General features: G+C 31.1%; 13 protein-coding genes. 3 read left to right on the forward strand and 10 right to left on the reverse strand.

Features of this window, described 5'->3' with window-relative positions; genetic code table 11:
* The first annotated feature begins 20 nt into the window (after positions 1 to 20).
* Positions 21 to 932: an AEC family transporter gene (locus ACQ65T_RS06695; RefSeq protein ID WP_430400312.1), complete on the forward strand. Its 912-nt coding sequence runs from the start codon at positions 21 to 23 to the stop codon at positions 930 to 932.
* A 3-nt stretch (positions 933 to 935) separates the two neighbouring features.
* On the forward strand, positions 936 to 2,342 hold the full coding sequence (locus ACQ65T_RS06700; protein ID WP_430400313.1) for an FAD-binding oxidoreductase: 1,407 nt from the start codon (positions 936 to 938) through the stop codon (positions 2,340 to 2,342).
* A 27-nt stretch (positions 2,343 to 2,369) separates the two neighbouring features.
* On the opposite strand, the gene ACQ65T_RS06705 is transcribed toward ACQ65T_RS06700, so the two are convergent.
* The 10 genes from ACQ65T_RS06705 to ACQ65T_RS06750 all read right to left on the reverse strand — a co-directional run bounded on the left by ACQ65T_RS06705 (position 2,370) and on the right by ACQ65T_RS06750 (position 13,994).
* Positions 2,370 to 2,768, reverse strand: coding sequence for a hypothetical protein (locus ACQ65T_RS06705; RefSeq protein WP_430400314.1), 399 nt, complete (start codon positions 2,766 to 2,768; stop codon positions 2,370 to 2,372).
* Complete coding sequence (locus ACQ65T_RS06710) at positions 2,769 to 3,341, reverse strand: hypothetical protein (protein WP_430400315.1); 573 nt, start codon at positions 3,339 to 3,341, stop codon at positions 2,769 to 2,771. It abuts the gene before it with no gap.
* Complete coding sequence (locus ACQ65T_RS06715; RefSeq protein WP_430400316.1) at positions 3,341 to 3,757, reverse strand: hypothetical protein; 417 nt, start codon at positions 3,755 to 3,757, stop codon at positions 3,341 to 3,343. The genes ACQ65T_RS06710 and ACQ65T_RS06715 overlap by 1 nt, the downstream gene beginning before the upstream one ends.
* Before the next feature lie 83 nt (positions 3,758 to 3,840).
* Positions 3,841 to 7,200, reverse strand: coding sequence for a preprotein translocase subunit SecA (gene secA / locus ACQ65T_RS06720; RefSeq protein WP_430400317.1), 3,360 nt, complete (start codon positions 7,198 to 7,200; stop codon positions 3,841 to 3,843).
* An 85-nt stretch (positions 7,201 to 7,285) separates the two neighbouring features.
* Positions 7,286 to 7,507, reverse strand: coding sequence for a DUF2795 domain-containing protein (locus ACQ65T_RS06725; protein ID WP_430400318.1), 222 nt, complete (start codon positions 7,505 to 7,507; stop codon positions 7,286 to 7,288).
* Positions 7,508 to 7,689: 182 nt separating this feature from the next.
* Positions 7,690 to 8,259, reverse strand: coding sequence for a cob(I)yrinic acid a,c-diamide adenosyltransferase (locus ACQ65T_RS06730; RefSeq protein ID WP_430400319.1), 570 nt, complete (start codon positions 8,257 to 8,259; stop codon positions 7,690 to 7,692).
* Between the two features lie 226 nt (positions 8,260 to 8,485).
* Positions 8,486 to 9,175, reverse strand: coding sequence for an ABC transporter ATP-binding protein (locus ACQ65T_RS06735; protein WP_430400320.1), 690 nt, complete (start codon positions 9,173 to 9,175; stop codon positions 8,486 to 8,488).
* A gap of 86 nt (positions 9,176 to 9,261) precedes the next feature.
* Entirely contained in the window at positions 9,262 to 10,083 is an 822-nt protein-coding gene (locus tag ACQ65T_RS06740; RefSeq protein WP_430400321.1) for a class I SAM-dependent methyltransferase, read from the reverse strand.
* 89 nt (positions 10,084 to 10,172) lie between these two features.
* Positions 10,173 to 12,035, reverse strand: a complete 1,863-nt coding sequence (locus tag ACQ65T_RS06745) for an ABC-F family ATP-binding cassette domain-containing protein (RefSeq protein WP_430400322.1) — start codon at positions 12,033 to 12,035, stop codon at positions 10,173 to 10,175.
* Positions 12,036 to 12,143: 108 nt separating this feature from the next.
* The gene (locus tag ACQ65T_RS06750) at positions 12,144 to 13,994 is read right to left on the reverse strand and encodes a CocE/NonD family hydrolase (RefSeq protein ID WP_430400323.1); all 1,851 of its coding nucleotides are present in this window, start codon (positions 13,992 to 13,994) and stop codon (positions 12,144 to 12,146) included.
* 125 nt (positions 13,995 to 14,119) lie between these two features.
* Here ACQ65T_RS06750 and ACQ65T_RS06755 point away from each other — a divergent pair, with 125 nt between their 5' ends.
* Positions 14,120 to 15,259: a glycosyltransferase family 2 protein gene (locus tag ACQ65T_RS06755; RefSeq protein ID WP_430400324.1), complete on the forward strand. Its 1,140-nt coding sequence runs from the start codon at positions 14,120 to 14,122 to the stop codon at positions 15,257 to 15,259.
* Positions 15,260 to 15,324 lie beyond the last annotated feature (65 nt).

Below are 15,324 nucleotides of genomic sequence, written 5' to 3' on the forward strand. Positions count from 1 at the left end.
TTTGTATTTCAGTAAAAAGTATGGATAATATTATATTAATTTTTCTTTGTTTGTTTACAGGAGTTGCTTTTCAATACATAAAAGCATTTCCTAGCAATATGCATATTTCGTTAAATCAATTTGTAATTTACGTTTCTTTACCTGCTTTGGCATTGTATTATATTCCTAAAATTGAAATTTCTACAGCGCTTTTATACCCACTTGGAATTGCATGGTTAGGTTTTGGATTGTCTTTTTTGTTTTTTTACAGCATTGGTAAATATTACGGTTGGTCTAAAAAGCTAATTGGCTGCCTTGTATTGACTGCAGGTTTAGGAAACACATCTTTTGTTGGGTTTCCTGTTGTAGAGGCTCTATATGGCTCTAAAGGATTGGAAACGGCGATTATAATAGATCAGCCCGGTTCGTTTGTTGTTATGGCAACATTGGGGATTTTAGTAGCGACAATGTTTTCAAGAGACGCTTCAAATCCACAATCGATTCTAACCAAGATTTTACTATTTCCGCCTTTTATCGCTTTTGGAATTGCTATTGTCATCAATATTTTAAAAGTTGACTTTCCAGAAGAATTACAAACCGTTTTTCATAGAATAGGCGATACGGTTACACCAATTGCTTTAATTGCCGTTGGGTTACAACTTAAAATTGAACGTAAAAGCAAACATTTTGGTTTTTTAGGATTGGGTTTATTTTTCAAATTAATCATTACTCCGGCATTCTTTTTTATTTTCTATAAAAAAGTTTTAGGCGGAACCGGATTAATGATAGATGTTTCTATTTTAGAAGCAGGAATGGCGCCTATGATTACAGGAACCATTTTAGCATCAAATTATGGATTGAAACCTAAATTAAGTAGTATGATGGTTGGTGTGGGAATTCCGTTATCTTTTGTAACTTTAGCTTCTTGGTATTGGGTATTAATTACTTTTTAAATTATGGTAAATTTAGATCAAAATATAATTTCTTCTTTACAGAATATTGTGGGTGCTTCATTTGTTTTTACAGATGAAGATACACGAAATGACTACGGACATGATGAAACGGAAGATTATAATTTTCCGCCACATGTTGTGGTAAAACCTGCAAACACATTAGAAATTTCTGAAATAATGAAGTTCGCTAATGCCAATGAAATTCCGGTTGTTCCTATAGGAGGAAGAACAGGTTTAAGCGGTGGCGCATTATCTATTCATGGCGGAATTGGACTTTCTATGGAGCGATTGAATAAAATTTTGTCTATTGATGAGCAAAACCTTCAAGTGATAACGGAACCCGCTGTAATTACTCAAGTTTTAAAAGAAGCGGTTTTAGAAAAAGGTTTGTTTTATCCGGTAGATCCAAGCAGTATGGGAAGTTGTTTTATTGGTGGAAATATTGCTGAAAATTCTGGTGGAGCAAGAGCAGTAAAATATGGTGTTACCAAAGATTATGTATTGAATTTAGAAGTGGTTTTGCCCAATGGTGAAATTATTTGGACAGGAGCCAATACGCTTAAAAACTCAACAGGTTATAATTTAACACAATTGATGGTGGGTAGCGAAGGAACACTTGGAATTGTTACCAAGATTGTCTTGAAACTTTGGCCAAAAAACAATCATAATGTATTGATGTTGGTTCCTTTTTACAAATCGGAACAAGCTTGTGAAGCTGTTTCTGCTATTTTTAGAGCCGGAATTGTTCCAAGTGCTTTGGAGTTTATGGAACGTGATGCTTTAGATTGGACGATGAAATTTATAGATGGCGTGAGTGTTCCAATTAAAGAAAATATTCAAGCGCATTTGTTGATTGAAGTAGACGGAAATTATCCAGATATTTTATTTCAAGAAGCCGAAAAAATAATGAATGTAGTGGAAGCTTTTGAAATTGATGAGATTTTATTTGCTGATACGGAAGAACAGAAAAATGCACTTTGGAAAATGCGTAGGGCAGTGGGTGAGGCCGTAAAATCGAATTCTGTTTATAAAGAAGAAGATACGGTTGTTCCAAGATATGAATTGCCTTCATTATTGAAAGGCGTTAAAGAAATTGGGAAGAAATATGGATTTCAGTCGGTTTGTTACGGTCACGCTGGCGATGGAAATTTACACATCAATATTGTAAAAGGAGAAATGACAGATGAGAATTGGAAAACAGAAGTCCCAAAAGGAATTACTGAAATTTTTGAATTAACGGTTGCGTTAAAAGGAACGCTTTCTGGTGAACACGGAATTGGTTATGTGCAAAAGAATTTTATGCCAATTGCCTTTAGTAATATGGAATTGCAATTAATGCGAGGAATTAAAAAAGTGTTTGACCCAAATAATATTTTAAATCCTGGAAAGATATTTCCAGATGAAGTATAAAAAAAGACCTCAATTTGAGGTCTTTTTTTATTTTCCTAAATAATCCAATAATATTGGATCTGCATTTTTAAATGTTGGCGCTTGTTCAATTATACTGACTGCTTTTTTCTTGTTAATTTTAAGGGTAATATCGGCTTCAGTTGTAAACAATAAACCTGTAAAAAATGGATTTGTGAAATAAGGCGTTAATTCAGACTCTAAATTTTCAATTTCATGAACAGATGTTATTTCATGCTTTTCACCATCATATATTTTTTTAGTATGAGTGCATTTTAATACATTATCTTCTACTATTAATTTGATGTAAATGTTTTGTAGTTCAGGTTTTCCAATGGTTTTTGCTAAAGTTAATTTTGCAAAAGTACCGTCAGAAATACTGTCATGAACTGCTTTAAAAAAGGTAGTATAGGTGATGTTGTTTTCCATTTATAACCCTAGTTCAGATTTTACAGTTTCATTAAAAATCATAGTAAATAATTTGTTTTCTTTGTCTTTGTTTAAAAACTTCCATTTGTTACTTGTTAACTCATCTGCAACCGCAATTAAAGTAGAACGCATTTTAATTCTAAAGGCCTTTTTTTCTTTATCATAAGTTACTTCTTCAGCTTCCATTGACGATTTAAAAATACCTGTCATCATTTCTGGATCTTCCATAGGTTCTTTAAATGACATTTCCATTACATTGTCATGGTCAATTAAACAAAAACTTTGTTTGCCAATTTTTTTTATTTCTCCAAATTTAAAGTTAGGTTCTACTTGGACTAACTTAATCGTAAATTGTTCGTTTGACATCATTTGCTCAAACATAAGTTTCATTTGTTCTTTTGGAACTATATCAAATACTTTTGGGTAAGTAGTTTCAAAAATGGCGTCATAATTCATATTTGCAGATGATATATATGCTTTTTTAGCTTCTACTTTTAAAGTAGCCATGTCTTGTGCAATAGCTGAAAATGTTGTGCTTATTAAAAAAGCAACAAGAAAGATTGATTTTTTCATTAGTTATTTTTATTAAAAATTATTGAGTTTTCATTATCAAAATCTTTTGGGCGCTCACCTTCAAACCCCATTGCAAATTGTAATTTACTTTTGTTGATAAATCTACCAATACAATATTGTGTTTGTTTCATTTGTGTTCCTTCTACTGATATTATTAGGTCAACATTGAATGGGTTTTTTCTGTCGTCAATTACATATTTCATCGAACCTTTTTTACCATTCATTTCAAAGCTTTCACCCCCAAATATTTTATTTTGAAACTCGAAATAAGCAAACCCATTTTTCTGAAAAACCATTTTGCCAATTTCTCCTTTGTCTTCTCCAATCCATTCTCCAATTAATTGGGTTTTTATATCATTTGTGTTAAATGAAGTTAAACTAAATGATATTAGTAATAAAAAAATAATTTTTTTCATTTTCTATGTTTTTTCAAATATAAAAAATCCTCAACTCTTTTTATGATGTTGAGGATGATTTATTAAATAATAATTATGTTTATTTATTCATTTACTAAAACCCATTCTCCAGAAGCTAACATTGATTCCGCTTTTTTGAATTTCATGGTTTCGCTTTTTCCACTCATAACATGCTTAATAGTAACCGTGTCATTACGGTTAATCTTTGGCATTTCTCTAGTAATTGTTTCCGTTACTTGAGGTCTATTTTGAGCTTGCTGACCAGCTTCTCTGTTGCGAGCGGCTAATTCATCGCTATTTAAAACTTCTTCTTTAGATTCAGTATAATTTCCTTTTTGAGTAACTTGTTTAGCTTCGCTAATCTCATTTGGATTTTGTGATGGTAAATCTGCTTTAAATAAGAAAGAAATTACTTCTCTATTTACATTATCCATCATTTTTTTGAATAAGTTGAAAGCTTCAAACTTATAAATTAATAAAGGATCTTTTTGTTCGTGAACGGCTAATTGAACCGATTGTTTCAATTCATCCATTTTACGAAGGTGCTTTTTCCAAGCTTCATCAATAATTGCAAGTGAAACATTTTTCTCAAAATCAGTAATTAATGATTTTGCTTCTGTTTGGTATGCCTTCTCTAAGTTAGTAACAATGTTTAACGATTTAATTCCGTCAGTAAATGGTACTACAATTCGTTCATATTTACCGTTGTTGTTCTCGTATACATTTTTAACAACTGGGAAAGCTTCTTTTGCATTACGAGCAATTTTATCTGTATAATGAGCTAAAACCGCTTTGTATGTTTTAGCAGTTATTTCTGTTTCTGGAAGTTTAGCAAATTCGCTTTGTGAAACTGGCGCACTGATTGAGAAACTACGAATTAATTCAAATTCATAATTTTTAAAGTCATTTACTGCTTTATTTTCTTGAACAATAATTTCACTTGTGTCGAACATCATGTTTGCAATGTCAACATTTAAACGCTCACCGTGCAATGCATGTCTTCTTCTTTTGTAAACTACTTCTCTTTGAGCATTCATTACGTCATCATATTCTAATAAACGTTTACGAATACCAAAGTTGTTTTCTTCTACTTTTTTCTGCGCTCTTTCGATAGACTTAGTCATCATAGAATGTTGAATCACTTCTCCTTCTTCTAGACCCATTCTGTCCATAACTTTTGCAACACGTTCAGAACCAAATAAACGCATTAAGTTATCTTCTAATGAAACGTAGAATTGCGAGCTACCCACATCTCCTTGACGACCTGCACGACCTCTTAACTGACGGTCAACACGACGAGAATCATGACGTTCTGTACCTACAATTGCTAAACCACCAGCAGCTTTAACTTCGTCAGATAATTTAATATCCGTTCCACGACCAGCCATGTTTGTTGCAATTGTTACAACTCCCGGGTTACCCGCTTCTGCAACAATTTCCGCTTCACTTTTATGCATTTTTGCATTCAAAACGTTGTGGTTAATTCCACGCATTTTAAGCATTCTGCTCAATAATTCAGAAATTTCTACTGAAGTTGTTCCAATTAATACCGGACGACCCGATTGAGATAATTTTACAACATCTTCAATAACAGCGTTGAATTTTTCACGTACTGATCTATAAATTAAATCTTCTTTGTCTTTTCTTGCAATTGGTCTGTTTGTTGGAATTTCAACAACATCTAATTTATAAATTTCCCAAAACTCACCTGCTTCAGTAGTGGCAGTACCTGTCATACCAGCAAGTTTGTTGTACATTCTAAAATAATTTTGAAGTGTTACTGTTGCGAAAGTTTGTGTAGCAGCTTCAATTTTTACATTTTCTTTAGCCTCGATTGCTTGATGTAAACCGTCAGAGTAACGACGACCGTCCATGATACGACCTGTTTGCTCGTCAACGATCATTACTTTATTGTCCATAATTACATATTCAGTATCTTTTTCAAATACTGTATATGCTTTTAATAACTGCGTTAAAGTATGAATACGTTCAGATTTTATAGAGAAATCTTTGTATAAATCTTCTCTTTTTTCTGCTTCCTCTTCAGTTGAAAGACCTAATTTTTCAATTTTTGCAATTTCAGTTCCAATATCTGGTAAAAGGAAGAAATCGCCTTCTGTATCTTGTGATAAAAATTGAATACCATTATCAGTTAATTCAACTTGATTATTTTTTTCTTCAATTACAAAGTATAATGCCTCATCAATTTTTGGCATTTCTCTGTTGTTGTCTTGCATGTATTGGTTTTCCGTTTTTTGAAGTAATTGTTTGATTCCTTCTTCCGATAAAAACTTAATTAATGCTTTATTTTTAGGTAATGCTCTGTAAGTTCTTAATAAATAAAAACCACCATCTTTAGTATTACCTTCTTTGATTAATCTTTTTGCTTCAATTAAACATTCATTAGCTAACTTACGCTGTAAACCAACTAAGTTTTCAACTTTTGGTTTTAATTCTAAGAATTCATGACGGTCTCCTTGAGGAACTGGTCCAGAGATAATTAATGGTGTACGAGCATCATCAATTAATACAGAATCGACCTCATCGACAATTGCAAAATTGTGTTTACGTTGTACTAAATCTTCTGGTGAGTGCGACATGTTATCTCTCAAATAATCGAAACCAAATTCGTTATTTGTTCCATAAGTAATGTCTGCATTATAAGCTTTTCTACGTTCTTCAGTATTTGGTTTATGATTGTCAATACAATCTACTGTTAAACCATGAAATTCAAATAATGGAGCTTTCCAAGTGCTATCACGACGTGCTAAGTAATCATTTACGGTTACTAAGTGAACACCGTTTCCTGTTAACGCATTTAAGTACATTGGTAAAGTTGCAACTAACGTTTTTCCTTCACCTGTTTGCATCTCAGCAATTTTACCTTGATGTAATACTACACCACCAATTAACTGAACATCATAATGAATCATGTCCCAAGTAATAGGTTTCCCTGCAGCATCCCAAGAGTTAGCCCAATTCGTTTGGTCTCCAACTATTTTTATATAAGGTTTAGTAGCAGATAATTCTCTGTCTTTTTCAGTTGAAGTTACAGTAACTGTACTGTTTTCCTTAAATCTTTTAGCTGTTTCTTTTAAAACGGCAAAAGCTTCTGGAAGAATGTCGTTTAATACTTTTTCAGAAATTTCATATGCTTCTTTTTCAATAGCATCGATTTCTAAGTAAATATCTTCACGAGCATCAATATCTTGAGTAGTTTCTGCTTCAGCTTTTAAAGCCGCAATTTTATTGTCCTTTTCTTGCCTAGCTTCTTTTATTAACTCTTTGAACTCTTGTGTTTTTGCTCTTAATTCATCATTAGATAAAGCGGCAAGTTTAGATTCAAAAGTTTTAACTTTATTAACAAGTGGCTGAATAGCTTTTATATCTTTTTGGGACTTATCTCCCACAAACATTTTTAATACTGAATTTACTAAACTCATTTTTATTTTTTTTCTATAATGGTTAACAAATGTACACAAAAAAAAGCCTCAATAGGAGACTTTTTTACGTTGTATTCTTTATCTTTTAATACTCATCCTCATTCCAAAGATAATCTTCGTCAGTTGGATAATCGGGCCAAATTTCTTCGATAGACTCATAGATTTCACCTTCGTCTTCAATAGACTGTAAGTTTTCTACCACCTCTAAAGGTGCGCTAGTTCTAATGGCATAGTCGATAAGTTCATCTTTGGTAGCTGGCCAAGGCGCATCACTTAAATATGATGCTAATTCTAATGTCCAATACATCTTATATCGATTTTAGTTTTTGCAAAAGTAATTTTAATACTTAAAAAAGCAATTTTTTTTAGTGTTTTTCTTTAAATTTAAGAACGTTTTATTTTAGCATTCAATGATTTGCCTTTATTTTAGTCAGAATTTGATAAAAATAGTTGACATATTTATGAATTTTTACACAGTTAAATAAGGTTTTATTTTCGAGGTATCCATTGTACTTCATCTGCGTTTAAATCTAAAGTCAACTTTCGTGCCAACACAAAAAGATAGTCAGAAAGTCGGTTTAAGTATTTCATTACACGTTCATCTGTAGGCTCTATGTCATTTAAATGGGTTGCTAATCGCTCTGCTCTACGGCAAACGCATCGTGCAATATGACAATATGACACGGTTGTGTGTCCTCCAGGTAAAACGAAATGTGTCATCGGAGGAAGACTTTCTTCCATAACGTCAATTTCTTTTTCTAAATATTCAATGTCTTTTTCCTGAATTCCTAAATTTTGCAATCTTGGTTGACCATTTTTTAAAGTCTCTTTTTCGGGTGGAGTTGCTAATATTGCACCAATTGTAAATAAGCGATCTTGTACTTCAATCAAAACGTTTTTGTATAAGGTATTGATATCTTGATCTCGGATTAAACCAATATGAGAATTTAATTCGTCTACTGTTCCATAGCTTTCAATTCTAATATGGTGTTTAGGAACACGTGTGCCGCCAAATAATGCGGTTGTTCCTTTATCGCCTGTTTTTGTATATACTTTCATTTTTTGAGAAACTAGTGATTAGTCTTTTTTAGTGCCTTTAATATTAAAAGTCTTTCTGTGGTTTAAGTTAGTTGAGTCTTTTTTGTACACCAATCGTAAAGCAATATACAAAAACAATAATATTCCGACTAAGTAAAACATATCATTTTAAATTTTATCAAAGATAAGAAAATGAATATATTTCAAATCGGAAATAATAGCCAAATAAGTTTGTGGTAAGCAGTATCTATCTATTTTTAACATCACTTTCAACAACACCATCACGCAATCTAATGATTCTGTGTGCGTGTTGTGCAACATCTTCTTCGTGAGTAACTAAAATAACAGTATTTCCGTTTGCATGTATATCATCAAAAAGAGTCATGATTTCTAAAGAAGTTTTACTATCTAAATTACCTGTTGGTTCATCGGCAAGAATTATAGAAGGTTTGTTAACCAAAGCTCTTGCAACTGCAACTCTTTGTCTTTGTCCACCTGATAACTGATTGGGTTTGTGATCCATTCTGTCAGAAAGCCCTACTTGAGAAAGCACCTCAGTTGCTCTTTCATTTCTATCGCTTTTTGAATAGCCGGCGTAAACCATTGGTAAAGCTACGTTGTCTAAAGCTGTAGTTCTGGGCATAAGATTAAAAGTTTGAAAAACAAAACCAATTTCTTTGTTTCTAATTTCAGCTAACTCTTCATCTTCCATTTCACTTACTCGTTTACCGTTCAAAATATAAGTTCCTCCTGTTGGGGTGTCTAGGCAACCTAATAAATTCATTAGTGTAGATTTTCCTGAACCAGATGGTCCCATTAAAGCTACATATTCTCCTTTATTTATATTTAAATCTATTCCTTTTAAAACATGAACAATTTCATTTCCAAGTGGAAAGTCTCTAGTGATGTTTTTAATTTCGATTATTGGTTGTGCCATTTCTATTTAGAATTTAGAATTTAGAACTCGTAACATTTGAATTCATAACTAATACATAAGTAGAAAAAGATAAGGTTTTGTTACAATTAGATTCTTATTTTTTTGAATATAAAAGAACTTAAGGTTTTATTAGGGTTGATAATAAAGTGTTCCTTTTTTTGTTCTTTTCTAAAGAAAACAATTCCCCATTGAAAAGTGTCAATTGTAACAGTTACTTTTGAATGATTTTTAATGATTTCCCAAGCTTCATCCATTTCGGCAGACCAATGAATATCGTCGAAAATCCAAACTGAATCATTTGAAAATGTTGGTAGCAAAAGTTCGAAATATTCTAAAGTAGCTTTTTTAGAATGATTACCGTCGAAGTAAATTAGGCTCCAGTCACTTATGCCTGTATTGTGTTTTAAAAATTCACCAAATTCCACATTTAAAAATTCAAAGTTATAATCTGGAAATTCAGTATTAAACAAATTTTCTGTTACGCATTGTGTATTTTTGCAACCTTCAAGGCTAAGTAAATATGAATTCTTGTTTCCTAAAGACAATGCAGAAGAGGCTAAACCTAATGAAGTTCCAATCTCTAAAATTTGTTCAGGTTGAAAATAACGAACAATTCTAAATAATAGCTTAGCATTTTTTGAAGTAATCCCTGCTGTTTTAGCAATTTTTGCAATTTCTCTAGTATTCGATTTAAAAACCCTTGAGCCAGCGCCAAAATCGGTTACTTCAATCGTATTTTTGTTTTCTAAAAGCGAATTTCGATAATTTTTTAGAATTTCGTATTCAGGATAATTAGTAGTGTCGTGAAAACATTTGGTAATCAAATCATATACAAATGGCGAATGCACTCCATGTTCGTTTTTGGAGTTCCAAAGGAATTTTAAGTATGATTTAATTATATGTTTCATCTTGTTTTAGTAAATAGTGATAAGTAATTAGTAATTAGTTTTGAATTTGAAAAGCTAATTACTAATTACTCTTTACTAAGAACTTAAATCTACTCAATTTTAGCTGAAAGTTCAAACCAGCGTTCTTCTTTCGCTTCTAATTTTTTGATAATATTCTGTAACTCGTTTGCCTTTTTTTCAATGGCATCGTCAGCTACTTTTCCATCAGTAAATAATTGTTCTATTTTAGCTTTTTCAAACTCTAAATCTTTTATTTCACGCTCAATTTTATTGAATTCTTTTTGTTCGTTAAAAGATAAACCTATTGTAGTTGCATTTTTTTCTTTCCAATTTATTTTTTCAGTATTTACACTGTTTAAAACTTTAGGGTCTGCAGAATCTTCATAACTTCTAAAGTCAGAATAATTTCCTGGAAAATCTTCAACTTCTCCTTCTCCTCTAAAAACGAATAAGTGATCTACAATTTTATCCATAAAATACCTATCATGACTTACCACTAATAAACATCCAGGATAATCTAGTAAGAAGCTTTCAAGTACATTTAAGGTAACAATATCTAAATCGTTAGTAGGCTCATCGAGAATTAAAAAGTTTGGATTTTGAATTAAAACCGTACATAAATAGAGTCGTTTCAGTTCTCCACCACTTAATTTTTCTACGAAATCGTATTGTTTTTTGGCATCAAATAAAAAGCGTTCTAATAATTGCGAAGCCGAAATAATTTTTCCTTTTGTAAGCGGAATATATTCTCCGTATTCTTTAATTATATCAATAACCTTTTGACCTGGTTTAGGGTTAATTCCACTTTGTGTGTAATAACCAATTTTAATTGTATCACCAATAATTACTTTACCAGAATCAGGTTGAATGGTTTGAGTGAGTAAATTAAGGTAAGTTGATTTTCCTGTTCCATTTTTACCAATAATACCAATACGTTCTCCGCGTTGAAAAGAATATGAAAACTCGTTTAAGATTGTTTTTTCTGGAAATTTCTTAGTAACCTTAACCATTTCAATGATTTTACTACCCATTCTTTCCATGTTGATTTCTAGCTCAACTACGTTTTCTTTTCTACGACTTTCTGCTTTTTCTTTAATTACATAAAAGTCATCTTGACGTGATTTTGATTTTGTAGTTCTTGCTTTTGGTTGGCGACGCATCCAAGCTAGCTCTTTTACAAATAGGTTTTGCGCTTTGTCAATACTTGCGTTTTCAGATGCAATTCGTTCTTCTTTTTTTTCTAAGTAGTACGAATAGTTTCCTTTGTATTGGTAAACTTTATTATTGTCTAACTCTATAATTTCATTACAAACACGTTCTAAGAAAAAACGGTCGTGAGTAACCATAAATAAAGTAATGTTTTCTTTTGCAAAATAATCTTCTAACCATTCAATCATTTCTAAATCTAGGTGATTGGTAGGTTCATCTAAGATTAATAAGTCAGGTCTATTGATTAATATAATAGCTAATGATAAACGTTTCTTTTGTCCACCAGAAAGATTTTTTACTTTTAATTTTAAATCTTCTAGTTTTAATTTAGATAAAATTTGTTTGTACTGTGTTTCAAAATCCCATGCGTTAAGACGATCCATGTCGTCAAAAGCTCTTTGGTAAACTTCTTCGTCTTCTGGATTTTCTAATGCTTTTTCGTAAGCTTCAATTACTTTTAAAGTAGCATTATCAGATGCAAAAACACTCTCTTCAATAGTTAATTCGTCTTGAAGATTATTATTTTGCGATAAAAACGCCATGTTTATTCCTTTACGAATTACAATTTGCCCCGAATCTGGTTCGTCAAAGCCGTTAATCATATTCATAATAGTTGTCTTTCCGGAACCGTTTTTTGCAATAAAAGCTATTTTTTGGTCTTTATTAATTCCGAAAGAAACGTTGTCAAACAAAACGCGTTCTCCGTATGATTTAGAAATATTTTCTACTGATAAGTAATTCAAAGTGAATTGGTATTTAGATTTTAAAATGCAAAAGTAGTTTATTGACTATAATGAAACAATGTTTTAATTGTAAATAAAAAAAGCTGCCTTTTCAGACAGCTTTAGAATTTATTTTATAACATCAACTTCGATATGACTATCATTAAAAATTTTGATAAATGATTTAGTATAATCTTCTTTTTTAGCTAAATATTGATTTTCTAAAAACTTTTGTGGATTCACAGCAATCATTGGATACCAAGTACTTTGAATTTGAATTTGGATTTTATGTCCTTTTTTGAAGGTATGTAAAACATCTTGTAATTTAAAATTAACTTCAGTGGATTGATTTGGAGTTAATGCTTCTGGTTTTTCAAAACTTGTTCTGAAACGTGCTGGCATTACTTCACTACGAACCATTTGATGGTAATTGGCATAAAGTACTTCTGGTTTATCAGAATTCTGAGTTTCATCAGCCGGATAAATATCAATTAACTTTACAATAAAATCTGCATCAGAAGAAGAGGAGGAAATCTTTAATTTTGCCATTATTTCCCCAGCTAACGTAATGTCATCAGTTAAATAATCTGTTGTAAAAGTAACTACATCTGGTCTGTTAAGTGCAAAGCGTTGGTCTTCACTCATATAATTTCTTGGCGTAAATCCATTATACTCTTTGTAATTAACGCTACTTGGAACCGGATTATTTGGATCACTATAATATTCAGAAAATAAATTATTTTGCGATTTTTTTGTTTCTAATTTTCCATTTGAATTTAAATAGAAATTTAATTTAGAACTTTCTTTTGGAGGCCAATTGGTAAATTCATTCCATACTTTTTTTCCAGTATCAAACATATAAGCCTCAGGAAGTGCAACAGCATTTTTTGATTTTCCTTTTAAATAATGAGTAAAGAACTTATACTCAATGTTTTTTTGATAAAAAGTAGCAATACTATCACCAAAATAGATGTCATTATGAAAATGTTTACCCGTTTCTCTTCCCCAGCCCCCATGAGAAAAAGGTCCCATGACAATAGTGTTTTTTGCTTTTGGACTTGTTTTTTCTATTGTTTTGTAAATATTTAAAGGTCCAGCTAAATCTTCTGCATCAAACCAACCTCCAACAGTCATCACAGCATGATCAATGTTCTTTAAATGTGGTAATAAATTTCTAGATTGCCAAAATGAATCATAACTTGGATGATCTATGATTTCTTGCATGAAAAAATTATCCTTGTAATATTTGTCAGTTGCTTCTTTAACAGTTCCAAGTTCATTAAAGAAAAAAGAGCCGTCATTTGAAGTTGGTCTTATAAACTGATCCATATACCAGGCATCTTTTTCAGCTTTTGTTTTTTGAACTCCAAACACAGGAAAAGTTCTAAAATATCCCATTACAAAAGCACCATTGTGATGAAAATCATCGAAAAAGAAATCAGAAATAGGTGCTTGAGGTGATGAAGCCACTAATGAAGGATGATTGGAAATAGTTCCAGCTGCTGAGTAAAAACCCGGATAAGAAGTTCCGTATTGTCCTACTTTTCCGTTGTTGCTCTTGATGTTTTTTACTAACCAATCAACTGTGTCGTATGTGTCTGTACTTTCGTCAATGTCTTTTTTAGTTTTGTGTTCTACTTGCGGTGTCATGTTGGTGAAAACACCTTCGCTCATGTATCTTCCGCGAACATCTTGATAAACAAAAATGTATTTATCATCTTCTAAGAAAGAGTTTGGTCCAAGTGATTTTTTAAAATTATCTTCACCATAAGGCGCAATGCTATAACATGTTCTTTGCATTAATATTGGATATTTTTTCTCCTTAGAAATGTCCTTTGGAGTATATATAGCCGTGTAAAGTTTTACACCATCTCGCATAGGGATATAAACCTCTTTTTTGTCATAATTGGTTTTAATATCTTCCTGAGAAAACATTTGTAATGACAATAAAATCATTAAAAACTTAAAAATATTTTTCATTATAAATAGTTATTATTTTATTTGTTCAAGGGATAATAATAAATAGAACTTCGAAGATATTAAGATTTTTCCAATTAAATAAATTGTTGCTTTAAATAGTTTTAAACTTTAATTATATTCGCACTATGCAATTATCCGTTATTATTCTCAATTATAATGTGCGTTTCTTTTTAGAGCAGTGTGTTTTTAGTGTCCAAAAAGCATTAGAAAACATTAATGGTGAAATAATTGTAGTCGATAATAATTCGTCTGACGAAAGTTGTGCGATGATTAAGGAAAAATTTCCTAATGTAAAACTTATTGAAAACAAAGAAAATTCGGGTTTTCCAAAAGGAAATAATATTGGAGTTGCAGAAGCAAAAGGAGAGTATATTTGCATCTTAAATCCAGATACAGTTGTCTCAGAAGATACTTTTATTAAAATACTGAGTACTAAAAACTGGCAACTGAACACGGGTATTGTGGGTTGTAAACTAATTGATGGAACTGGAAATTTTCTTCCAGAAAGTAAACGTGGTGTTCCAACTCCATGGGTTGCTTTTACAAAGATTTTTGGTTTGTATAAATTATTTCCTAATTCAAGTTGGTTTAATCAATATTATGCACAACATATTACCGAAAATCACTCAGGTAAAGTGGATGTTTTAGTAGGTGCTTTTATGTTTATGAAACGTAGTTTATATCTTGAAATTGGCGGTTTTGATGAGAATTGTTTTATGTATTCAGATGATATTGATTTGAGTTACATGGTTCTAAAATCAGGAAAACAAAATTATTACTTTCATGAAACTTCAGTGATTCATTATAAAGGTGAAAGCACAGTTCGTGATGGTTTGTACATGAAACGCTTTCGCGAAGCAATGCAATTTTTCTATAAAAAACATTTTAAAAAGTCAATTATTTTTGATGTAATGATGCAGTTTGGTGCTTTTATTTTTAGCTTAATTAAAAGAAATCAACAAAAAGAAATAGAAATTAATATTGATGAATTTATTGTTTTTTCTAAAAATGAACTTCAATTAAATTTAAATAAAAAAACAACTTATTTCAAAGATTTTAGTGCATTTGTCAATAATGAAAACAATAATATTGAAATAATTTTTGATACAAATAGTTTCTCATTTACAGAAATTATACATTTTATGGAAGTGCATAAATCTACTAACATTACGTTTAAAAATGCTGTTTTTTCTAGTGATTTTTTAATAGGAAGTGATAGTAGTAACGACAGAGGAAAAGTGATTTTAATTGAGAATTTGAAATAATAAATAAAATTATGCAATTGATAGTGAAAGCTCAAAACTTTTATTAATTTTGCAATCCAAATTAT

This window comes from Flavobacterium sp. (genome assembly GCF_965284515.1).
Taxonomy (GTDB): domain Bacteria; phylum Bacteroidota; class Bacteroidia; order Flavobacteriales; family Flavobacteriaceae; genus Flavobacterium.